General features: G+C 51.7%; 19 protein-coding genes and 1 tRNA gene. 7 read left to right on the top strand and 13 right to left on the bottom strand.

Annotated features, from left to right (window positions below; genetic code table 11):
- Positions 1–476 precede the first annotated feature (476 nt).
- From nrdA to yfaE, 3 genes are read left to right on the top strand one after another with little or no spacing between them, the layout of a single operon-like run.
- The gene (nrdA, locus tag K0I63_RS10055; RefSeq protein WP_220083323.1) at positions 477–2,765 is read left to right on the top strand and encodes a class 1a ribonucleoside-diphosphate reductase subunit alpha; all 2,289 of its coding nucleotides are present in this window, start codon (positions 477–479) and stop codon (positions 2,763–2,765) included.
- Positions 2,766–2,824: 59 nt separating this feature from the next.
- The gene (gene nrdB, locus K0I63_RS10050; protein ID WP_220045151.1) at positions 2,825–3,955 is read left to right on the top strand and encodes a class Ia ribonucleoside-diphosphate reductase subunit beta; all 1,131 of its coding nucleotides are present in this window, start codon (positions 2,825–2,827) and stop codon (positions 3,953–3,955) included.
- Positions 3,924–4,304: a class I ribonucleotide reductase maintenance protein YfaE gene (gene yfaE, locus K0I63_RS10045; RefSeq protein ID WP_220083322.1), complete on the top strand. Its 381-nt coding sequence runs from the start codon at positions 3,924–3,926 to the stop codon at positions 4,302–4,304. Before nrdB ends, yfaE begins: the two co-directional genes overlap by 32 nt.
- Positions 4,305–4,508: 204 nt before the next feature.
- On the opposite strand, the gene K0I63_RS10040 is transcribed toward yfaE, so the two are convergent.
- Complete coding sequence (locus K0I63_RS10040) at positions 4,509–4,955, bottom strand: YciI family protein (RefSeq protein ID WP_258406986.1); 447 nt, start codon at positions 4,953–4,955, stop codon at positions 4,509–4,511.
- Positions 4,956–5,151: 196 nt separating this feature from the next.
- Entirely contained in the window at positions 5,152–7,167 is a 2,016-nt protein-coding gene (locus K0I63_RS10035; protein WP_220083320.1) for an NADPH-dependent 2,4-dienoyl-CoA reductase, read from the bottom strand.
- A 165-nt stretch (positions 7,168–7,332) separates the two neighbouring features.
- Between K0I63_RS10035 and sppA the strand changes: the two genes are divergently transcribed.
- Together sppA and ansA are read left to right on the top strand one after the other, a co-directional pair.
- Positions 7,333–9,174 (top strand): signal peptide peptidase SppA, encoded by a 1,842-nt coding sequence (gene sppA, locus K0I63_RS10030; protein WP_220083319.1) that lies wholly within the window; start codon positions 7,333–7,335, stop codon positions 9,172–9,174.
- A gap of 121 nt (positions 9,175–9,295) precedes the next feature.
- Positions 9,296–10,309 carry an asparaginase gene (gene ansA, locus K0I63_RS10025; protein WP_220073844.1) on the top strand — a complete coding sequence of 338 codons (1,014 nt, stop codon included), beginning with the start codon at positions 9,296–9,298 and terminating at the stop codon, positions 10,307–10,309.
- 59 nt (positions 10,310–10,368) lie between these two features.
- Here ansA and K0I63_RS10020 read toward each other — a convergent pair whose 3' ends face one another.
- From K0I63_RS10020 to K0I63_RS10000, 5 genes are all read right to left on the bottom strand, one after another.
- Positions 10,369–10,650: a YeaC family protein gene (locus K0I63_RS10020; RefSeq protein WP_011865737.1), complete on the bottom strand. Its 282-nt coding sequence runs from the start codon at positions 10,648–10,650 to the stop codon at positions 10,369–10,371.
- On the bottom strand, positions 10,647–10,964 hold the full coding sequence (locus K0I63_RS10015; protein ID WP_011865736.1) for a hypothetical protein: 318 nt from the start codon (positions 10,962–10,964) through the stop codon (positions 10,647–10,649). The genes K0I63_RS10020 and K0I63_RS10015 overlap by 4 nt, the downstream gene beginning before the upstream one ends.
- A 9-nt stretch (positions 10,965–10,973) precedes the next feature.
- On the bottom strand, positions 10,974–12,101 hold the full coding sequence (locus K0I63_RS10010) for a M14 family metallopeptidase (protein WP_220083318.1): 1,128 nt from the start codon (positions 12,099–12,101) through the stop codon (positions 10,974–10,976).
- Between the two features lie 125 nt (positions 12,102–12,226).
- Positions 12,227–12,907, bottom strand: a complete 681-nt coding sequence (locus K0I63_RS10005; RefSeq protein ID WP_220083317.1) for a response regulator transcription factor — start codon at positions 12,905–12,907, stop codon at positions 12,227–12,229.
- A gap of 163 nt (positions 12,908–13,070) precedes the next feature.
- Positions 13,071–14,849, bottom strand: coding sequence for a DUF885 domain-containing protein (locus K0I63_RS10000; protein WP_220083316.1), 1,779 nt, complete (start codon positions 14,847–14,849; stop codon positions 13,071–13,073).
- 750 nt (positions 14,850–15,599) lie between these two features.
- On the opposite strand from K0I63_RS10000, the gene K0I63_RS20075 reads away from it, so the two are divergent.
- Positions 15,600–16,142, top strand: a complete 543-nt coding sequence (locus K0I63_RS20075; protein ID WP_434086793.1) for a substrate-binding periplasmic protein — start codon at positions 15,600–15,602, stop codon at positions 16,140–16,142.
- A gap of 29 nt (positions 16,143–16,171) precedes the next feature.
- Here the strand turns inward: K0I63_RS20075 and K0I63_RS09990 are convergent, their stop codons facing one another.
- Positions 16,172–17,050, bottom strand: a complete 879-nt coding sequence (locus K0I63_RS09990; RefSeq protein WP_220083314.1) for an endonuclease/exonuclease/phosphatase family protein — start codon at positions 17,048–17,050, stop codon at positions 16,172–16,174.
- 163 nt (positions 17,051–17,213) lie between these two features.
- On the opposite strand from K0I63_RS09990, the gene cls reads away from it, so the two are divergent.
- Positions 17,214–18,728, top strand: a complete 1,515-nt coding sequence (gene cls / locus K0I63_RS09985) for a cardiolipin synthase (RefSeq protein ID WP_220083313.1) — start codon at positions 17,214–17,216, stop codon at positions 18,726–18,728.
- Positions 18,729–18,894: 166 nt separating this feature from the next.
- On the opposite strand, the gene K0I63_RS09980 is transcribed toward cls, so the two are convergent.
- The 5 genes from K0I63_RS09980 to nadA form a co-directional block, all read right to left on the bottom strand.
- Positions 18,895–19,239, bottom strand: a complete 345-nt coding sequence (locus K0I63_RS09980) for a zinc ribbon domain-containing protein YjdM (protein WP_011865729.1) — start codon at positions 19,237–19,239, stop codon at positions 18,895–18,897.
- Positions 19,240–19,424: 185 nt separating this feature from the next.
- The gene (locus K0I63_RS09975) at positions 19,425–19,616 is read right to left on the bottom strand and encodes a ribbon-helix-helix domain-containing protein (RefSeq protein ID WP_144199243.1); all 192 of its coding nucleotides are present in this window, start codon (positions 19,614–19,616) and stop codon (positions 19,425–19,427) included.
- A gap of 321 nt (positions 19,617–19,937) precedes the next feature.
- A tRNA-Ser gene (locus K0I63_RS09970) sits at positions 19,938–20,025 on the bottom strand.
- Positions 20,026–20,160: 135 nt separating this feature from the next.
- Positions 20,161–22,149 carry a methyl-accepting chemotaxis protein gene (locus K0I63_RS09965; RefSeq protein WP_220083312.1) on the bottom strand — a complete coding sequence of 663 codons (1,989 nt, stop codon included), beginning with the start codon at positions 22,147–22,149 and terminating at the stop codon, positions 20,161–20,163.
- Between the two features lie 314 nt (positions 22,150–22,463).
- Positions 22,464–23,531, bottom strand: coding sequence for a quinolinate synthase NadA (gene nadA, locus K0I63_RS09960; protein WP_220083311.1), 1,068 nt, complete (start codon positions 23,529–23,531; stop codon positions 22,464–22,466).
- Positions 23,532–23,599 lie beyond the last annotated feature (68 nt).

Here is a 23,599-nt window from a genome sequence, read left to right as displayed (position 1 = left end):
CGGTTAAGTCACAATTAAATGAGATGCATCACGCGCTCTGGTGCTAGAGCGTGTGACACGTCAGTAAAAAGTCGTCGAAGCTGAGATCGCGATCCTTTTTCGGCGTAAAAAGATCCTCAGGATCTGGCCAATATTTTAGCTTTCATGATAGGGCGAATCAGTCGCCTAAAACTTGACCCGCCGGTGCTATCGTAATTGAAAACAAGGGTTAAAGGTAAGCCGTTACTAACCCTTTGGTTTACCCCCAAGATATCCACAACTTGTCCCCTAAAAACCCGCTTGCAATATCCCACCAACCTCACTATCTTGTATCCTATAAAAGAAAAAACACCATATCTTGTGTATGGGCGGCGGTCGAAGCCACTAGAACTGCAGTAGTGCTCAGGTACTTTTTTTAACATCTTCGATTGTTTTTACATGGAAACGTAGGGCGGAGTTTTCCCTCCCAGCGATATTTAATTCAAGGCTTATCTTCAATGAACAGCAATATGCAAGTCACGAAGCGCAGTGGCGAACGTGAAACCATCGATCTCGATAAGATCCACCGAGTGATCACTTGGGCGGCCAAAGGACTGAATAACGTCTCAGTATCGGAAGTCGAATTACGTTCACACCTTCAGTTCTATGATGGAATCCCAACTGAAGCGATCCACGAAACCATTATTAAGGCCGCTGCCGACCTTATCTCGCCAGAGTCACCAGACTATCAGTTCCTTTCTGCACGTCTGGCCATTTTCCACCTGCGTAAGAAAGCCTTCGGTCAGTTTGAGCCGCCTTCGCTATACGACCATGTGGTGAAGTTGGTTGAGCTGGGTAAATATGACACGCATATTCTGAACGACTATAGCCGCGAGGAATTAGACACACTCGACAGCTATATCGACCACTGGCGCGACATGAACTTCTCCTATGCCGCGGTTAAGCAGTTGGAAGGTAAGTATCTGGTTCAAAACCGTGTGACTCACGAAGTCTACGAGAGTGCGCAGTTCCTCTATATTCTGGTAGCGGCTTGTCTGTTCGCCAACTACCCGAGAGAGACGCGTCTTCAGTACGTTAAAGATTTCTATGACGCGACCTCTACCTTTAAGATCTCGCTACCTACACCTATCATGTCTGGTGTGCGTACACCGACACGTCAGTTCAGCTCTTGCGTGCTGATCGAGTGTGGCGACAGCTTAGACTCAATTAATGCGACCGCCTCTTCTATCGTGAAGTATGTGTCGCAACGTGCAGGCATAGGGGTCAACGCTGGTCGTATCCGCGCGCTGGGTAGCCCAATTCGCGGCGGTGAGGCATTCCACACAGGTTGTCTGCCTTTCTATAAGTATTTCCAGACGGCGGTGAAGTCTTGCTCTCAAGGCGGCGTTCGCGGCGGCGCGGCGACCCTCTTCTACCCTATGTGGCACTTGGAAGTTGAGTCTCTGCTGGTACTTAAGAACAACCGCGGCGTCGAAGATAACCGTATCCGTCACCTGGACTACGGGGTGCAGCTGAACAAGCTGATGTACCAACGTCTTATTCAGGGCAGCATGATCACGCTATTCAGTCCATCAGACGTCCCAGGCCTGTACGATGCCTTCTTCGAAGATCAGGCAGAGTTCGAGCGTCTGTATGTGAAGTATGAGCAGGATGAGAGCATACGTAAGAAGCAGATCAAGGCGGTAGAACTCTTCTCCTTGATGATGCAGGAGCGTGCCTCAACCGGTCGTATCTATATCCAGAACGTCGATCACTGTAATACCCACAGCCCGTTTGACGCTAAGGTTGCCCCTGTACGTCAGTCGAACCTGTGCCTTGAGATCGCATTGCCGACCAAGCCGCTGAACAACATCGACGATCCCGATGGTGAGATCGCCCTGTGTACCCTATCTGCGTTGAACCTGGGCGCCATCAAGAAACTTGATGAGCTGGAAAGCCTGGCAGATTTGGCCGTTCGCGCGCTCGATAGCCTACTCGACTATCAAGACTACCCAATCGTCTCGGCACATAAGGGCTCGATGAACCGTCGTACCCTGGGTATAGGCGTGATCAACTTTGCTAACTACCTGGCTAAAGAAGGCGTGCGCTACTCAGACGGCAGCGCCAACGGCATCACTCACAAGACCTTCGAAGCGATCCAGTACTATCTGTTGAAGGCCTCGATGAATCTCGCGAAAGAGCAAGGCGCCTGCCCTGCCTTCCACGAGACCAATTACGCTAAGGGTATCCTGCCTATCGATACCTACAAGCGTGACCTCGATAAGATCTGTGACGAGCCACTACACATGGATTGGGAAACCCTGCGTGAGGAGATCAAGACTCACGGCCTGCGTAACTCGACCCTGTCTGCCCTGATGCCATCTGAGACCTCATCGCAGATCTCTAACGCGACTAACGGTATTGAGCCACCGCGAGGCCTGATCAGCGTTAAAGCGAGTAAGGATGGTCAGCTCAAGCAGGTGGTCCCTGATTTTGAAAAGTACCAATACAGCTATGAGCTGCTGTGGCAGATGCCTGGCAACGAAGGTTACCTGCAGCTGGTCGGTTTGATGCAGAAGTTTGTTGACCAATCTATCTCGGCCAACACCAACTATGACCCAAGCCGCTTCCCAGGTGCCAAGGTGCCTATGCAGGTGCTGCTGAAAGACCTGTTGACCGCATATAAATACGGTGTGAAGACACTTTACTATCACAACACGCGTGACGGTGCGTCAGACAAATATGACGATATCACCTCCATTGAGAAAGAAGACGATAGCTGCGCAGGCGGCGCATGTAAGATCTAACTCTACGTGTTTTAACCTTTTATCAGGGGGCTTTGCCCCCTTTATCGGAAGATAGAAAAATGGCCTATTCAACATTTTGTCAAACACCTAACAATGCCCTGCTGGAACCTATGTTCCTCGGTCAATCGGTTAACGTTGCCCGTTACGATGTTCAAAAATATGAAGTGTTCGAGAAACTGATCGAGAAGCAACTCTCCTTCTTCTGGCGTCCAGAAGAAGTTGACGTCAGCAAAGACAAGATCGATTACGCTGCGCTGCCAGATCACGAGAAGCATATCTTCATCTCTAACCTCAAGTACCAGACCCTGCTGGATTCGATTCAGGGGCGCTCGCCAAACGTTGCCTTCCTGCCGCTCGTGTCGCTGCCGGAACTTGAGACCTGGATCGAGACCTGGTCTTTCTCTGAGACAATTCACTCACGTTCTTACACCCACATCATTCGTAATATCGTTAACGATCCTTCAGTGGTATTTGACGATATCGTACAGAATGAAGAGATCCTCAAGCGCGCCAGCGATATCGCCGATTACTACGATAACCTGATCGAGCTGAGCCAAATCTATCACCTCATGGGTGAAGGCACCCACGAGATCAACGGCAAGACTGTAGAGGTCACCACCCGCGCGATAAAGAAAGCCCTCTACCTGTGCATGATGTCGGTTAACGTGCTCGAAGCGATCCGTTTTTACGTCAGCTTCGCCTGCTCATTTGCGTTCGCCGAGCGCAAGCTGATGGAAGGTAATGCTAAGATCATCCGCCTCATCGCCCGTGATGAAGCACTACACCTAAACAGCACTCAGCATATCCTTAAGCTGATGCAAGGTGGCAAGGATGACCCAGAGATGGCCGAGATCGCTAAAGAGTGCGAACAGACGGCGATCGACATCTTCGTGAAGGCGGCAGAGCAAGAAAAAGAGTGGGCCAAGTACCTGTTCAAAGACGGCTCTATGATCGGCCTGAACGAGCAGATCCTCTGCCAGTATGTCGAGTACATCACCAACGAGCGTATGAAGTCGGTTAACCTGGTAAGCCCTTATGCCGACCAGAGTAACCCGCTGCCGTGGATGAAGAACTGGCTCGAGAGTGATTCGGTACAGGTTGCGCCGCAGGAAGTTGAGGTGTCTTCTTACCTGGTTGGTCAAATTGACGCGTCTGTGGATGAGAGTGAGTTTGCCGACTTTGATCTCTAACAAGGCGGTCTTTAATCAGGCTGTTTTTAAGAAGGCTCCGATCGTGAGCCTTCATGGACAGCCTGTACTTCTCTATACCAATAACCACCAGAGCCTGTTGGCGGCACTCGAGCAGAAGAAGGTTCGTATCTTCTCTGAGTGTCGTAACGGCTTTTGTGGTGCCTGCAAGACCAAGATTAATCGCGGTAGCGTCGTCTACCACACAGAACCGCTGGTCGAACTGGAAGCCGATGAGTGTCTGCCCTGCTGCTGTCATCCCGACGGCGATCTCGACCTGGCACTTTCTGCTCAAGGCGCAGAGGTGGTCTCGACTCATGCATCTGAGCCCATTGCCTGCACCGTTGAATAGCGCTCTGAATCTAATTCAAATCTAGCCTCAGACAGGCACTAGGTAAAAGCAGTCAAGTTCCAAGTAAAATCCCTGGCAAAACGCTGATTACATCTGGCATTCCTTTGCAGATTCACCAAAAACTTGTCTCAAACAGAAGCATTAAACAGATAAGCTGACTGGGACATTGGACAGATGCAAAAGGCAAATTCGCGAGATAATCTGTTAGATCGCCTTCTTCGCTAGCTTATGGTGTAGCCGGTTCACCTCCATTAGGGCGGCGCTGCCATACCAGGGATGCAGCTCCATCACCAGACGTCCGGCCTTAATGGCGGGATCAGACTCGGTTAATGCCTTGGCCTCCTCGACACTGGTGACGTTAAAGATATAGATGCCTCTTAAGGCGCCCTCTTCTAAGAAGGGTCCAGCGAGCACCAGTTTACCCTCCTCGGCCAGTCGGCCGATATTATCCAGGTGTGCGCGTTGCAGTTTCTCTGCCTCTTCTTCGGATTGGCTGCGATTAGGGCCGCTCTTGAGCATGGCCATCACGTAGCGCTTCATGCCATACTCATCGGCGCCGACTCTTGCCGCAAGCTCGGCATCATAGCTTTCGGCTCTAAGCGGCAAACTCACCACCAGAGCCGCTACTGCGCCCAATAAGGTAACGAGCAAGCGATGGTTTTTGGTATTCGTTCTAGTATTCGCTTTTGTTCTAGTTTCGTTCATTATCTAATCCACCTTAGTAAGCATTAGCTTAAGTTATGCCAAGGTCATAAAAAAAGCTAACCCAAAGGATTAGCTTTTCACTTTTTATAACCGCAATCTAGTTTAATAACCACAAGCTAGCGGTAGCCGACTTTTTAATTTTTTAGATGCGTGCGGCCAGCTCTGCGCCTTGGCGGATCGCCCGTTTGGCATCTAGCTCGGCAGCAACATCCACACCGCCAATCAGATGTACCGGCAGGCCTGTGTTGTTCATCTCATCGACTAGGCTGCGATTAGACTCTTGTCCGGCACATAACACCACATTGTCTACCTCTAGTACCTGGGTCGCCTCACCGACCTTGATATGCAGGCCTTGCTCATCGAATTTCTGGTAGCTGACACCGTTTAGCATCTCGACATCATGGTGCTTAGCCACGGCGCGGTGGATCCAACCTGTTGTCTTGCCAAGTCCCTTGCCCATCTTGCTGGTTTTACGCTGCAATAGGTAAATTTTTCGGCTTGTGTGTTCTGGCTGAGGCGTGGTTAATCCGCCTCGCTCACCATAGGCTTTGTCTATGCCCCACTGCTTGAGCCAGGTATCAGGCTTGAGTGTGGTCGACTCCTGCTCTCCCAGATAGTGAGCCATATCGAAGCCGATACCACCGGCGCCGATCAGGGCAACCCGCTCGCCTACCTCGACCTCGCCGTTCAGCACCTGTTGGTAATTCACCACCTTGGGGCTATCGAAACCGGGCAGATCGAGCGCTCTTGGCACGACACCGGCGGCGATCACCACCTCATCGAAAGGCTCGTCTCTAACCACTGAGGCGTCCAGTCGGGTGTTGAGCCTTAGCTCGACCTTGTTGAGCTTCATCTGCTCGGTGAAATAGCGGATGGTCTCATCAAACTCCTCTTTACCCGGGATCTTACGGGCCAGGTTAAACTGACCACCAACCTCACCCTTGGCCTCAAACAGCACCACCTGATGGCCTCGGCTGGCGGCATAGATGGAAAACGCCATTCCGGCTGGGCCGGCGCCCATGACGGCGATGCGCTTCTTGTTTGTCGCCGGCACAAAATTAAGCTCTGTCTCGTAACAGGCTCTGGGGTTGACCAGACAGGTGGCGCGTTTCAGCGCGAAGGTATGATCCAAACAGGCCTGATTACACCCGATACAGGTGTTGATCAGCTGACTCTCCCCCGCGGCCGCCTTGTTGACGAAATCGGCATCGGCCAGGAAAGGACGCGCCATAGAGACCATATCCGCCTGACCCGAGGCAATGATCTGCTCGCCGATTTCAGGGGTATTGATACGGTTAGTGGCGATAAGCGGTACGCTCACCTCTTGCTTGAGGCGCTCAGTCACCCAGGCAAAGGCGCCGCGGGGCACGCTAGTCGCAATGGTGGGTACCCTGGCCTCATGCCAGCCTATGCCTGTGTTGATGATGGTCACGCCGGCGCTCTCCAGCCACTTAGCCAGCTGCACCACCTCCTCCCAGGAGGAGCCGTTATCCACCAGATCAAGCATAGAGAGGCGAAACACTATGATGAAATCGCTGCCGACCCTTTCACGGATCGCCTTGACGATCTCCACCGGGAACTTGGCTCTTTGGCTGAACTCACCGCCCCACTCGTCGCTGCGCTTATTGGTTCTGGCGCAAATAAACTGATTGATTAGGTAACCTTCAGATCCCATCACCTCCACGCCATCGTAGCCCGCCTTCTTGGCCAGCGCCGCCGTGGTGGCGTAATCTTTGATGGTGCTTCTTACCTGACGGGCCGACATGGCCGAGGGGGTAAAGGGGGTAATAGGCGACTTAATCTTGCTAGGCGCCTGTGAAAAAGGATGATAGCCGTAACGTCCGGCGTGCAGGATCTGCATACAGATCTTACCGCCCGCCTCATGCACCGCGCTGGTGACAATCTTATGCTTGGCGACCTGCCAGGGAAAGCTTAGCTGACAAGCATTGGGCGCCAAACGACCTCTGAGGTTAGGTGAGATCCCGCCAGTCACAATCAGGCCAACACCACCGGCGGCACGTTCTTGGTAGAATTTTGCCAGTTTCTCAAAACCGCCCTTTTCTTCTTCGAGCCCGGTGTGCATGGACCCCATGAGCACACGATTCTTCAGTTGTGTGAAGCCGAGATCTAAGGGTTCTAATAAATGCGGAAACGACATTTAAACATCCTTTTTAAACAAGTGATTTAAATCAGCATACCCGCTGTTTGGATTTAGCTCAATACTCAATGCGTGCCAAGCCTTAAGATTCATTTACAATTGTGTTTCGCCCCTATGGCCATTTTCAGTTAGCATAGAGGGATCAGAGTCATAAAGGAGTGGATAATGTCCGCTAAGCCCTCAATATTTAAACGGATCTTTTCCACCTTGTGGAAGGTGGTCAACACCACACGCAAGGTGATCTTAAATCTATTCTTCTTCGGTTTTATCGCCCTATTGTTCGTGATCCTCGCCGGTGAGGAGAGCCCAACAGTCGAAGAGGGTTCAGCATTAGTGCTGGATCTCTCGGGTAACGTGGTAGAACAGAAACGCCAGGTGGACCCCATAGAGGCCGCCATGAAGAGTGGTAAAGGGGGACAGAGCGATGGCGAGATCCTACTTGCCGATCTGCTAAACGCTATCGACAATGCGGCCAGCGACAAACGCATCTCCGCCTTAGTGCTCGACATAGGTCACCTAAGATGGACAGGGATCAGCAAGCTGCAGAGCATTGGTGACGCATTGACCCGCTTTAAGGCCTCAGGCAAGCCGATTATCGCCATGGGTAACTGGTATGGCCAAAACCAGTACTTCCTCGCCAGTTTCGCCGATACCATCTACCTCAACCCTCAGGGTTCGGTAGAGATAGAAGGCCTGAGCCGCTATCGCCAATATTTCAAGTCGGCGCTGGATAAGCTCAAGATCAAGGCGCACGTCTTCAGGGTGGGCACCTTCAAGTCGGCGGTCGAGCCCTTTATGCGCGACGACATGTCTGAGGCGGCGAAATCGGCCAACCGCGAGCTGCTGCAAGATATCTGGGACAGCTTCGAAGCCACGGTCAGTCAAAACCGCGGCATCAAACAAGACGACCTGATGCTGAGCGCCGAGCGTTATCTTGCTGAGCTTAATAAGGCCAACGGTCGCTCATCCGAGATGGCCATCAACCTTGGCTGGGTCGATAAGCTCGCCTCTGCCGAGCAGTTCCGCCTGGACATGGTCGAGCGTGTAGGAGAAGCCAAAGAAGGTCACAGCTTTAAGCAGATAAGCTTCTATGACTATCAGAGCGTGATCCAGCAGTTCCCACCAGTGTTGATGCACGACGCCGTCGGCATCATAGTCGCCAAGGGCAACATCCTTAATGGTCACCAGGCAGCGGGCCAGATCGGCGGCGAGAGCACCTCTGCCCTGCTGCGCAAGGCGAGATTCGATGACAAGGTAAAAGCTGTGGTCCTCAGAGTCGACAGCCCTGGCGGCAGCGCATTTGCCTCCGAGCAGATCCGCCAGGAAGTGTTGGCCCTCAAGGCGGCCAACAAGCCTGTGGTCGTTAGCATGGGCACCTACGCCGCCTCGGGTGGCTACTGGATCTCGGCAAGTGCCGACTATATCTACGCCACACCAACGACACTGACCGGCTCTATCGGTATCTTTGGCATGATGACCACCTTCGAAGACTCCTTGGCAGAGCTTGGGATCCACACAGACGGCGTCTCCACCTCAGGCTGGACCGCATTCTCCAGCACCCAGGGGATCAGCGAAGAGCTCAAGGAGATCATTCAGCGCCATATCGAGCGTGGCTACCAAGACTTCATCTCGCTCGTCTCAGAGGAGCGCGGCATGAAACCCGAAGAGGTGGATAAGATTGCCCAGGGCCGTGTCTGGTCTGGCAAACGCGCACTTGAGCTTGGCCTGGTCGATGATCTTGGCGATCTTGAGCAGGCGGTGACTAAGGCGGCCGAGCTGGCTAAGCTTGAGAAGTTCGATACCAAGCTGATCGAACAGGAGCTGTCGCCACAGGAGCAGTTCATCCAGCAGATGTTTGCCCAGGCTGTTAGCTATATGCCACAGAGTATGTCTCAGAGCAGCCTAATCGAACAACTGCTTGGTGAGGTGAGCAGCGTAGTCGAAGAATTTAACGCCTTTGACGATCCAAATGGCCTCTACCTCTACTGCGACAGCTGTAACTACTAATCGCTCTGCTGTACTCGCAGCAAAGACGCTATCACAGAAAAGCCCGCCGATGCGGGCTTTTTTATTGGCTCCATCCTAAGTATAATCGCGCCAATCCTGCATCAATAAAGCTATCACTATAATGAAAAAACCCTCCATCTATGTCGCCTACACCGGCGGCACCATAGGCATGCAAAAGACTGACAATGGTTTCGCGCCGGTACCGGGATTTCTTACCGACTGCGTCAAGGCCATGCCCGAGTTTTTTCACCAGGAGATGCCAGACTTTGTCATCAGTGAATATTGTCCACTGATCGACTCTTCAAACATGGCGCCGACGGATTGGCAGATGATCGCCGACGATATCAAGGCAAACTACGACAAGTATGATGGCTTCGTGATCCTCCATGGCACAGACACCATGGCTTTTACCGCCTCGGCCCTCTCCTTCATGCTGCAGGGACTGACCAAACCCGTTATCGTTACCGGCTCGCAGATCCCGCTGGCCCAGCTGCGCTCAGACGGCCAAACCAATCTGCTTAACGCCCTCTATATCGCCGCCAACTATCCGGTGGCCGAGGTATGCCTCTTCTTTAACAACAAGCTGTTTCGTGGCAATCGCACCACAAAGGCCCATGCAGATGGCTTCGATGCCTTCGCCTCGCCTAACTTTCCTATGCTGTTAGAAGCAGGCATTAAGATCCGCCTCAAGGCGGGCCGCATCAGCGAAAGCAAGGCCAATACCCTGACGGTCAACAAGATAAGCCCTCAGCCCATAGGCGTGGTTACCCTCTACCCTGGGATCACCACAGAGATCATCGATAACATCTTACAGCAGCCGGTAAAGGCGCTAATTTTGCTTACCTATGGTGTCGGCAACGCGCCGCAAAACCCCGAACTCCTAGAGTGTCTGCGAAAAGCCAACGAGCGCGGCATCATCTTAGTGAATCTAACCCAGTGTCTGCAGGGTAAGGTCAACATGGGCGGCTATGCCACGGGCAATGCACTGGCCAAAGCCGGGGTGATCAGTGGCTTCGACATGACCACGGAAGCGGCGCTGACCAAACTGCACTACCTGCTGTCTACCGAGCTTTCACCAAGCGATATTCGCGTGCAGATGCAGCAAGATCTCTGCGGTGAGCTCACCGAAGACTAATTGGTTTAAAACTAACAATGCGAAATAAAAAAGCCCCTGTCATCAGGGGCTTTTCACTCTTAGAGGTCTTGCTCTTTGAAGGCGGCGATACTCTCGCCCTTGAACTGACGTTTCAGCTCGGCCTTTGACAGTTCGTTCAATTCACCTTGATTATTAATGGTGAAATGATCTGTCTGGTTCAACCTGCGAGCCTGGTACAGCATTACCAGCTGCAGTGTCGAGTCTTTCTGCTCATCAGACAGCACTGTGCCATCTTCCCACTTGCCGAGTTCGGCGGCGCTGAGTAATCGCTCGTATACCTCTTGAGGCATATCGTCGATCACCTTATTGATATCACTCATATACTCTTCCGTTTATGTAACACTATGCGAACTCTGGCTATCAGATAGCCGACGAAGCCAAAGACGAAACAGATGCCGGCGATATTGGCTCTGAGCCCTTCCGCCGGCTCGCCGCCCCAAAACCAGATCACCACTCCGGCAATAAACAGCGTCATCGCCAGAAAGCTCTGGTTCATCAGCTGATTGGTACGCTTGATATGGCTAATCCGATTAAGCGACTCGTTATCCCCAGACAAGCCCGAGGAACAGTGCGGGCAGCTCTTAGCCAAACTCGATATGCGCTTTTGACAACTTGGGCATTCTACTAAGGCCATTGCGGACTCCTATCTTAGCTTATCGACCACGGCCAGCATGGCGAGCAGTGATGCCTCGCCCAGGTAGATACAACGCTCAGGCGACCAACCAGACATAGGATCTGGCATGTTGGCGTTATCTTTAAATGGCATCTCCAGGGTGTTAGAGAGACAGCCGAAGGTCTGCGCGACCCAGTTTGACGCAACGGTCAGGTTGGCCTGGCCTGGCTCGTCTTTATCATAACCGAACTCATCTTGGAAATCGGCGCTGGCCATCAGCAATGCCTTAACGAAATCGCCCTGCAGATCCGCCATCTTTTGATTGTAACCCGGCACGCCTTCACAGCCTGCGAGGAACACGTATGGCAGGCCTTCATCGCCATGCACATCATAATAGAGGTCGACGCCTGTTTCTTTCATGCGATTGACCACATGGTACACCTCAGGGCTCTTCTCCAGCGACGGACTCTGCCATTCGCGGTTAAGGTTAACGCCCTTGGCATTGGTTCTCAGGTGGCCACGTACGCCGCCGTCCGGGTTCATGTTAGGTACAATATAGAAGTTGGCCTTATCCAGTAGCGCCTTGGCCGTCGGACAATCGCCATCGAGAAGATTATTTAGGAGGCCTTCCACCAGCCACTCGGCCATGGTTTCGCCAGGATGTTGACGTGCGGTGATCCAGATCTTAGCTTTCTCTTCATCTTCATCACCCACCTTAACTAGGGTCATGTCGCGATCGTCTAATGTCTTACCAAGATGTTCGAGTGAGACAAGCGGATGCACCTGAACGGCGCTAAGCAGATCCTGATGACGCTCGTAGCTATAGGGCGCGAAGTAGGCGAGCTGGATCATTTCGCAATCCAGCTCGACCTCTATGGTGAGTTTGCCATCTTGATACTGAGTCGGCAGGCGGAACCATTGCTGTCTGTCGTAGGTGGCCGCAGCCTGATAGTCTTCCCAGCCCTTAGTGTAAGAGGCTTGGCCCGCGTTGATGATATTCAGGGTATAGCGCTGGCCTACTTCACCTTGCAGACGAAAATTGAACCACTGGAAAAACTCGCCCCCTTCATCGGGTCTAATGGCCAGTTGCACATTATTGATATCATCTTGGTTAATGACCTCAATATTACCGCCGTCAAAATTGGCACTGATTAGCATATCCATTCCTTCATTGAGTTAAGGCAGACATCTTGGGTCTGCTGATCCCCTAAGGATAAACTAATTCGCCCCATTTTCGCACCGCTAGCGCCAAATAAAAGCCAGTTTTTTTGTTGCCATTTTGACTAACACAGAAAGCTGTAACCTTGGCCACGAACGGTATTGATGATGGTTTTCGGCAGGCAGATCTTGGCAAGCTTACGCCGGGTATTACTGATGTGCATATCCAGATTACGATCGAACTGTCCCAGATCTTTCTTCAGCACACTTTTCTGCAGCTCCTGTTTGGTGATCACCTCTCCTTTGCGATCGAACAGGTATTTAAGCAGCTTAAACTCGGTCTGGGTCAGGGATACGCGCCGCTCAGCCACCTCTATGCTGAAATCATTCTGATTAAAATAGATCGCCTTGATCGGCAGCGGCAGAACCTCGGTCAGCTGCGCCTTGGTGATGGCTGCGCGGCGCCGCAGTGCATCGATACGCGCCACCAGCTCTCGTACACTTACAGGTTTAGAAAGAAAATCATCGGCACCGAGACGAAACCCTTTTACCCGCCGCTCCTCTTCATCGGTAGCCGAGATTAGGATCACCGGCAGGTTGTCGCTACGCGCCTCTAGAAACGCAAAACCATCCACAAGGGGCATCTCGATATCCAAGACAATGAGATCGATCGCCATTTTGCCTAAAATAAGCAGTGCTTCCTGGCCATTACTGGCACAATGCACCTGATACCCGCTGGCGACTAGGCCAAGATAGAGGACTTCGCGCGCAAAGGGATCATCATCAACGAGTAACACTCTTTCCATTTAAGAACCTTAATGATAATTGTTATCATTAAGGTTACATTAACTCATCGGGCCAATCCAGTCCTTTATACCTCTAAAGGATAAAACTTTGACCAGCATCCCACCCCATTGATACTCGCGACATAAAAAAGGCCCCTTTTGGGGCCTTAAAAACAAGTTGTCTCTATTTGAGCATCAACTGGCGAATGTATTTCACCGGTGCACTACCATAGCTTAAGAACTGTTCGTGGAAGCCTTTAAGGTTAAAGTCTTCTCCCTGCTTAGCCTTAAGTTCCTCACGGAAATCATAGATCTCACGATAACCCGCGTAGTAGCTGGTGAGTTGCACCTGGCTCAGAGTCGCGCGGCGCCATTTGCCTTCGGCCTCAGCCTGTTGCTGGAAGGCTTCCTGAGTCATCAGCGCAATCGCCTCCTCCTCTGTCATCCCCTTCACCTGAATGCTGTAGTCCAGAATGGTGTTGGCAATGACCCTTAGGTTCCACTTGTAATACATGAGCCACATCTCTGGCTCGAAGTTACCATAACCCTCTTCCAGCATCATACGCTCGGCGTAAACCGCCCAACCTTCAACCATGGCACCGTTACCAAATAGGCTCTTCACCAGGCTTGGCGACTCATTAGAGTAAACCAGTTGGGTGTAATGACCCGGGATCGCCTCGTGAATGTTAAGTACCTGCAAGATCCAATGGTTGTATTCTCTCAGGTAACTCTCTGCAGAAGCGTCGCTCATGCCATCTAGCGGTGTGACGTTGTAGTAAGTATTACCCGTCTTCTCATAGGGACCAGGTGCACTAATCGAAGCGCCGGCGAAACCACGCATATATTCTGGGGTTTCACGCACCACCAAAGGCTTTTTAGGATCTAACGTCACCAACTGCTTCTCGTTGACGAACTTGACCAACTCGGGGATCTGGGCGCGTACCTCGGCAACAAAGTCTTCGCGTTTCACATGGCGGGCCGACAGCTTGTCGATCAGCTGACGAGTCGCCACCTTAGTGTCGCTGGGCATCTCTGTCTTAAAATACTTGCTCCACAGCTGCGTGGTGATCTTAGCCATCTCGCCCTGAACTCTTGCTTTATCCGCCAGGGCCTTCTCATAGAGCTGCTTGGCCGACATGCCCGATTGAATATCGAAGGCAAACTTCTGCTCATAGAGCTCTTCACCAATTCTAAAGCTACGAGCGCCCTCTTTAGTCAGCTTGGCTTCCAGGCCAGTCAACCAGTCGATATGTTGATTAATGGCATCGACCGCGAGCTTGAAACGGGTAGTGAACAGGGTTTTCTCATCATCGCTGAGACCCGAGGCGGCAACCTGCTTCAATAAATCATCTGAGAAGACACTGAAGGCGCCGCGGTTTTGCATTATGGCTAATTGGGTATGCTCTAGGGTCGGCTTGTCGATATTCTCTTTTGCCGCGGCGTAGTAGGCAGGAACATTCTCCATGCGAGCCAGGAATGAGCGCAGACGCTCGTCCAGCGGCGCAAAGTCTTCGTTAACCAGCTGAGCAAATCCACCGGCTACATTGTAGTTCGCAGGGTTCCATTGCCAGGACTTGAAGGTGTCTATCTCCCAGCGGTCTTGCTTCAACAGGTTCTCGATAAGCTTGTAGTCAATAAGCTCACTCGGGGTTAGCTTATTCACATCAAAGCCATTTAACAGCTTAAGCTGGGCGTCGACGAAGGCTAAGCTCTCGATACGGCTTTGGGCATTAGGCACCTTAAGCACACCGTCATATTTGTGATAACCACTATAGAGCGCCCAGGTCGGCGACTGCTGCCACAAGGCATCGATAAATTGATTGGAAAACTCGGCAAAACTCAGTGCCTGTACCTCGGCAACGCTCGCCTTCTGAGTACTTGCAGTTTCGCTAGTGTGTGTCTGACAGGCGGTAAGACTACCTAGCCCCAGGACGATGGCGGCAGCGATGACGCTTTTCTTCATGATTCTTCTTCCCTTCATTCTTATTATTAACGGCTTTCTTTTAACGGCTTTCTAATAACGACTTCTTAGCTTGCAGCTTAAAACTTGCCTTTAACGGCCTTACTCGACGTTTTTAGCAGCAGTGAAACTTGAACCGATAGATGAGCCAATACATGAGCTTAGCCCAGTTGGCCCATAGTAAATCACGTTGCCACGAAAATTGCAGCTATCACACCATCTTAGACAAGCTTTGTTACAAAGGTCTTCGCCAGGCTTAACCCACTATCTGCCAAGCATTAAAAACTAACCTTGCACCAGAGTTAAGCGCTTAGCTCATCCACACAAGGTATAAAGTAGGCGGCTTTTGACACAGAGTTGACGGGCACTACACTGAATTTAGAGCCTCAAGAGGTAGTCATGCTTAATAACACCAAGTCCAAAGCCCAATTTAGCGCGCGCACAAACGCTCAGATGAGCACCCAATTAAAAAGCAGGAAAAGTGACCCTTCTAGGCAACTTTCTTTGCATTACTTAACCATGAAAATATTTTACGCTAGTCTATTGGTTTTAGGCGCCCTACTCTTCACGGCCGTTAATGTTAAAGCAACCGAGAATCAAAATAGTTCATCACAAAAAGAAGAGCCTAAACTTGTAACTCCTAAGCTAGTCACAATAGCAACGCAGGAATGGGCGCCCTATCATAGCCAGCAGAGAGACGCACAGGGCGTCGCGCATCAAGCCGGTTTTGGACTAACCGCGCTAGATTGTGTCATGACAAAAATCGATCAACCCTACAGGGTGATTTTCCTTCCCTGGGGCCGAGCACAAAACAGCGTCAAACAGGGAAAATATGATGGCTTCTTCTCCGCCTCTCGCAACGAATGGCGCGATCAATTTGCCGTGCAGAGTAATACCTTCATTCAGCAGGAGTGGAACTTCTATTACCACAACGAGTACCGGATCCCAACCAGCATGAATAGCCTGAAATCCGGTACCCTGTTTGGCGCGCGGATCCATTCCAATAGCGCCCATTGGTTAGCCAAGAATAAGTTCAAAAAGGTGAAGATCTTTCCCACCATCAACGAGCTGGTCAAGTTACTGGACGCCAGGCGCATTGATGGTGTGATGGAGAATGCACTGCTGTTTGAGGAGCAGGTACGTCAGTCGCACCTCTCAATGGACGCCTTCGTCAAACGCCCGAACATGCGCATCGATCTTGGGGTCTACTTTGGTAAAACCTTCCTGGCCAAGCATCCTGGCTTTCTCGCCAGGTTCAACCGTCATACGGAGGAGTGTCGTTTCGACTATCAATGAGCTTCAATTGGTGGTGAGGTATCGAGGGGCTAATGTGTCACTGGCTTTAACCTGAACTCGGCCCAGATGGGATTGTGATCCGATGCCTGGCTGGTAAAAGACTCGGCCGCAACCAGATTCAGGCCACGATAATAGAGATGATCCAGCGGCAAGCCGAACACCCGCTGACGCTTGTCTTCTTCGTATACCGCCTCCTTCAGCCTGAGCTGGTGGGCGAGCTGCTCGATATAGGCCATACGCTGCCCCCGCCAGGTATTAAAATCGCCGCCTAAGATCACAGGTCCCTGATGCAGATTGATTTTCTGTACTATCTGCTGCCACTGGGCGCGATAGCTCTTAAGCTGCCAGTCGAAGTTGATGCCGTGGAGATTGACCACTAGTAGGGTCTGTCCATTAGACAGGGGGTAACGAGAGATGAGGGTGGATTTGGCAAAACGGATCCAGGGCTCGACGGCATGATAGGCGCAAGCATCGCGTGCCTGTTCAGTGGCGAGGTTCATTACCCCTACGGGAGATTTCAGCAACGAGAACGCCTTAGCCATCACCAGATGCAGGCTAGAGCCGTTAAGGTACTGATTAAAGCCTGCGTTTAACTTAGCTTCTTGCAACAACATGAGCTCGCTACGTTCGGCGATCTTACTGAGATCCTGCTGCCAGCCACGCTTTTGCTGCTTATAGATGTTCCACACACCGACCCTGAGTTGACCATCATTATCCAGCGCCTGGCTAGTGTGCGCGGCGACACATTGGGAGACAAAAACCGGTTCAACCTCACTCATCATCACCTCTGGCTCGCCGTTAAGATAGGTCACCACGGCCACATAAGCAGCCGCACTTAGGAGTAATAATAGTAATGATTTTATCCCCCAGCGCAGTAAACGCGGCGAATTGGATCGGTTTTGGCTCACAGAGTTACTCTACAGTCGAAGTGGCTGGTATTACATCTAGACGATAAAAATAGTGCTTTAGCACCAGCAGCTTAGCCTATATGATAGCGATCAGGCTATATTTAGATTCACGCCATTATCGAATCATACTCGAGCGAGTGCAATTCAGGCTCAAACAGACATTATGGAAAATGTACATCAAATCCTCGCCATTGCCGGCGTATTCATCTATTGGTTGTTTCTAGGCGCCATCGCGCTGCGCTTGGTGATTAAACGCCGCACCATAGGGGTCTCCTTCTCCTGGATACTGGTGATCTATTTTCTCCCCCTCGTCGGTATCATCGCCTACATCCTGTTTGGCGAGCTGCACCTGGGGCAGACCCGAGCCAGTCGCTCCAAGGCAATGTTTAAACCTTACGGCCAGTGGTTTGCGGCCCTGTATCAGCATCCGCTGCACACACCAGAGCGCCAGAGCAAGCATGCCAGAGCCATCAGTCAGCTGTGCGATACTCAGCTCGGCATCCCCTCGCTCAGCGGCAACCAGCTCTGCTTGCAGCATACGCCATCGAGCATACTCAATTCCATCATCCAGGATATCGACGCGGCCACAGAGAACCTAGTGATGGAGTTCTACATCTGGCATCCTGGCGGGCTGGCCGATGATGTCGCCAGGGCCGTGATAAAAGCTTCAAAACGTGGTGTCACAGTAAAACTCCTGCTGGACGCTGCCGGGAGCCGCACCTTCTTTAACTCCCCCTGGCCGACACAGCTGCGCAAGGCCGGCATCGAGATATCTCAGGCCCTAAGCGTTAGCCCCTTAAGGATGTTCTTTAGGCGCTTAGATCTGCGCCTGCACCGTAAGATAGTGGTTATCGATAATCATATCGCCTACACAGGCTCGATGAACCTGGTGGATCCTAAGTACTTTAAGCAGGGAGAAGGCGTAGGCCAGTGGATCGACGTCATGGTGCGCATGGTGGGGCCGGCCGTACCGCTGGTCAACACTGTCGCCGCCTGGGATTGGGAGGTGGAAACCAGCGAGCGTTATTTGCCCGAGCCACCAGGTATTCCAGAAAAACCATATGCATCATCACACGAGATATCACACGCGATATCATATGAGCCATCATGTAAAGTGAGCGGTGAGGCGGATTCCCTGGTACAGGTGATCCCCTCAGGGCCCGGGATGCCTGAAGAGGTGATCCACCAGGTCCTACTACAGAGCCTCTACCAGGCGTGCCGTAAAATAGTGATCACCACCCCTTACTTTGTGCCCAGCGAGAACCTACTGGATGCTTTGGTAACAGCGGCGGCGCGGGGCGTCGATGTCAACATCATCATTCCCCAGAAGAATGACTCGACGATGGTCAAATGGGCCAGTCGCTCCTTCTTTGCCGAGCTGCTCAAGGCTGGGGTGAAGATCCACAGATTCAGGGGCGGCCTGCTGCATACCAAGTCTGTGTTGATCGATGATGAGCATTGCCTCATAGGCACGGTTAACATGGATATGCGCAGCCTTTGGCTTAACTTCGAACTGACTCTGGCGGTCGATGATAAGACATTTGCCGAGGAGTTAAGAGTGCTGCAGCAGGGCTATATCGACAATGCCGAGCAGCTCGAGTACAAGCGTTGGCAGAGCAGACCACTATATCAGCGGGTGATAGAACACCTCTTTTATCTCTTCAGTCCTTTGCTTTAATTGGCTCAAGGCTACAGCATGAAAACCTTGATTGGCATTCATAGCTAACGTTTACAAAGCTCAAACTTAGCTTAGATACAAAAAGACCCGCCAACTGGCAGGTCTTTTTATTGATTCTTTGAGCTTAGTCCAAAACTAGAACTTAGCCTAAGCCTAATCAGAGATCTTAGCTCTGCTTCTTCACGAACTTAGATTTCAGCATCATCTGGCCGTGACCATCAACCTTACAGTCGATATCGTGGTCGGCGTCGACGAAACGGTTGATCACTGCCTTGGTGCCCACTTTCAGCGTCAGTGAAGTGCCCTTCACCTTAAGATCTTTAATCAGGGTAACCTTGTCACCCTCTTCTAACAGGTTGCCTACCGCATCTTTCAGGATGATGGCATCGGGATCGACAGCCACTTCGTTAGGGTTCCATTCATGAGCACATTCTGGACAGATCAACAATGAGCCATCTTCATAGGCATAAGGTGACTCACATTTTGGGCATGGTGGAATTGTATCGCTCATAACTCTTTCTCTTTCATTAAAAAGGTAAGGATCGGTCTAAGTATCCGGCCTGTCATTTAGAATGACTTTCTTGCTTTCTACTAAAACCGCTCACAATGATAATAGTATTATAATAAAATTATCATACTCAGGCCAGCTAAGATTCTAGGCGCCGCACTTGGCTACACTCACCGTTAAAGTTGACCTTAAGATTTGACCTTAGGATTCTTGGTCGGCTCAGCCTGACCATAGCTCACCCCATGTTGCTCTAAGTAGCCGCGGATCAGCTGTCTGACGACCTGTGAGGGCGTCAAATCCTGAGAGGCGCACAACTGTTCGAATGCCTGTTTCTTACTGGGGTCGAGTAACACGGTAAAGCGTGCCGTCTTATTTTCCATTGCCAACTCCTCGCACTAAAAACATTATCATTTGATTATAATCATTAAGACGCCGCCTGCCTATAGCCTCCCCTAAGCGTTGAGAAAGAATAACCAAGCTATGAAGTTAGCCTTGTGTACCATGTTAGCTAGTGGGCTAAGGGTCTCGTCGGATGTCACGCGAATTTGCATGTTGGCTATAGCGGTTTGGAGGATAGACAGTTTTTATCAGAAATATGTTCTGGAGAGTGACAACTTGCGCCCTAAGCTAGTCATAAATAGGACTGGCGCCGAATGACAGGCATAAAAAAAGACGCCCTTAGGCGTCTTTCTTATTGAAAGTGGCGGTGAGTGAGAGATTCGAACTCTCGATACGTTGCCGTATACACACTTTCCAGGCGTGCTCCTTCAGCCACTCGGACAACTCACCGAAGCGTTGTGCAATGTCCAATAGGAATCGCATCAACGGAGCGGTACTTTACGCAAATCGCTAAACAGGGTCAAGCTAAAAAACTGTCCACTCAGGCATTTGCGTAATAGATCGCCAATTCGCTGCATATCCGCCCTATTTGAACTTGCTCACCAGTTCAGACATGGCGCTCACATCGTTAAGCAGTGACTCGTTGAGCTGGCTGAGACGATCGGACACCTCATGGGTATTACGATAGATGTCGCTGATCTTCATCGCATTTTGGTTCACCTCTTCGGACACCGCCGATTGCTCATGGGTCGCCGCCGCGATCTGCTCGTTCATGCTGTCGATGACGCTCACCTCGCTAACGATACGAATAAGCTCCTCACCGGCGCGCTTGGATTCAACCACGCTGATCTCCGCCTTGTTACGACCGCTTTCCATCGCCTTCACGGCGATCTTGGCGCCACGCTCCAGTCGTTCTGTCATGCTACGAATATCTTCGGTGGAAGTCTGTGCCCGCTGCGCCAGACTGCGCACCTCATCGGCGACCACGGCGAAGCCACGGCCCATCTCACCGGCCCGCGCAGCCTCGATCGCTGCGTTAAGCGCCAGCAGGTTGGTTTGCTCCGCGATACCGCTGATCACCCCAAGCACATCGACGATACCCTTAATGTCTTCATCCAAGTTATTGATGGCCTGCGCCGCATCGGCGATCTCCTGAGCCAGCTCATTGATAGAATCTGCGGTACGTTCAACCTCCAGGCTGCCCTCCTTCGCCTCCTTGTTGGCCTGGGCCGAGGCTTCAGAGGCCTGCACCGCATTTTGGGCGATCTCTTGTACCGTAGCGCTCATCTCTGTCATCGCCGAGGCAACCTGATCCACCTCGCTGTGACCCAAGGCCACATCTTCACGCATGATGCGGGCGCAGCCTTCCATCTCTTGAGACGCGGTAAGCAGTCCCTGGGTATTGGTCCTCACCATACCGATCACCTTCTCGAAATCAGCCATCATGTGGTTGAAGGCTGAGCCCAGCTGCCCTATCTCATCCTTACCCTTAAGGTCGACCCGCACGCTGAGATCGTAATGTTTCTGTGACTCTGTCACCTTGTGATACAGGTGTCTGAGAGAGGCATGCAGGTAACGTCCGATAAACAGAGATAGCAAGATCACCACGAGGCCTGACACCAACATCAAGACGATGACACTCACCATCAACGACTTGGCATTGGCGAGCGCGCTGCGAGTATCGGTTAACAGATGATGAGACAGTTGACGCTCGAATTGACGCAGGGCGTCGATACGGGCGGTAGATTTGGCAAACCAGTCGGTAGAGCTCTGACCGCTCAGGGCGCCAGCGTCCTGGCTCATCGCCTTGTCACGCAGTGCATTGACCGCCATAAAGGTGGGCGAAGAGGCGACCTGCTGATAATCGGCGTTTACCTTATCGGTCGCCAAGGCTAAGAAGCGCTCCTGATAGGTGTTCTGCTCTGAGACCAGATTGACAAACTTAAGGAACATGCCGGGTTTAAAGGAACTGTTACCAAAGGTGGAGCTCAGCACGGCGCGCTCGATACCGGCGCGCTCCTTCATCTGCAGATAGGCGGCAAAACTGGCCGACTCCACCGCGATCTGACGGCTAGCCCCCTGTTGACTGGTCTGATCCACAATCGCCAACAACAGGCCGTTAAGCTTGGTGTAATAGGCCACCTCCTCCGGCACAGAGATGCTTAAGCTGTCGACCCTGCTGCGGATATCGCCCAGCTGGTTAATCATCTGATTGACCTGGCTCATCTGCTGGGCAAACGCCTTAGGCAGCTCATGGCTGGCGGTAAAGGCCTTGAAGTTATTAAGCTGCTCGTCACTCAACTGACGCTGCGTTGGCAGCTTATCGCCAAAACTCTTGCCTTTTGAGCCGAGAAAGCCGGCGCTCATGCCTCGCTCTTTTTGCAGCTCATGCACAAAATCACTGTTCACCACAGCCAGCTCGGAAAGCGTCTCTACCTGACTCAGTCCCTGATGCAGCTGATATTGGCCATAGACCACGAACAGACCGAAGAAAGTGGCCCCCAGAATGGGCGGCACTATCACCAGCAAAAGCTTATTTTTTATATTGAGATCACTGATCCATTGCATATTCATCTTGCGTTATCCCTAACCATCGCGGGTTGATAGAGTGGCGTTGCGTCACTTCATAGACAAGCCCAGTTAAAGCCTTATCCATTACCGTATTAACACTAGCATAAAAATCTGACGTTAAAGTAAAACTCGCCTAAAAACATGCACTAAAGGCATCAATAAAATGACACTATTCACTTTTTAACATGCCTTAAGCAGCCTCACAATGCCCATAAAGTCTAGTATAGCCGCGGCACCGTCGGTCGACAGGCAACAAAAAAGCGCCCTAGAGGCGCTTTTAACGTTAGCAAAGTGTGCTGGCAGAAGCTGTTTAACGCCTAGGTGTTACCTTTAACCTGCATGTTCAGCGTCTTGGCAAAATCTAGCATACGATCGAGCGGCAACAGTGCACGCTCTCTGAGCGATTCATCGACGAAGATCTCGTGTTGCTCCGAACCGTCGTTAAGCAATGCCGCCTCGATTGCCTTAAGGCCGTTCATCGCCATCCAAGGACAGTGGGCACAGCTACGACAGGTCGCGCCGTTACCGCCGGTGGGCGCCTCGATCAGGGTCTTGTTCGGCGCCGCCTGTTGCATCTTGTAGAAGATCCCCTTATCGGTAGCCACGATAAAGGTGTCGTTCTCCAGGCTCTGCGCCGCCTTGATCAGCTGACTAGTGGAGCCAACGGCATCGGCCATCTCAACCACGCTCGCCGGTGATTCGGGATGCACCAACACAGCCGCATTAGGATACTGCTCTTTTAACTGACGCAGCGCCTTGGCCTTGAACTCATCGTGCACGATACACTCGCCCTGCCACATCAGCATGTCGGCGCCAGTCTGCTTGGCGATATAGCTTCCCAGGTGACGGTCAGGTCCCCAGATGATCTTCTTACCTTGGCTATCGAGATGCTCGACGATCTCAAGGGCGATGCTCGAGGTTACCACCCAATCGGCGCGTGCCTTAACGGCGGCCGAGGTGTTGGCATATACCACGACGGTATGATCTGGATGGGCGTCACAGAAGGCGCTAAAGGTGTCGATAGGACAGCCTACATCCAGTGAGCAGGTGGCATCCAAGGTTGGCATAAGCACAGTCTTTTCCGGGCTTAAGATCTTAGAGGTCTCGCCCATAAACTTAACCCCGGCCACGATCAGAGTCTTTGCAGGATGGTCACGGCCGAAGCGGGCCATCTCTAGAGAGTCTGATACACAACCGCCCGTCTCTTCCGCCAGAGCCTGGATCTCAGGATCTGTATAGTAGTGGGCCACCAAGACAGCCTCTTTCTCCTTCAACAGCTGCTTGATGCGCGCCTTGTAGGCCTGCTTCTCGCTATCGCTTAGGGGAATGGGCTTTGCTGGAAACGGATACTGAATATTTTCGATGCTTGGTGCTACTTGACTCATGCTCAAACCAAAGAGTGGGACTAATTAGCGGCATTATACTTAATCTGACGCCAAAGATTAACTCTGGA

Origin of the sequence: Shewanella rhizosphaerae (genome assembly GCF_019457655.1) — a bacterium.
In the GTDB taxonomy this organism is placed as follows: domain Bacteria; phylum Pseudomonadota; class Gammaproteobacteria; order Enterobacterales; family Shewanellaceae; genus Shewanella; species Shewanella loihica.
Note: the sequence above shows the minus strand (reverse complement) of the source record. Positions and strands in the feature narration are given on the sequence as shown.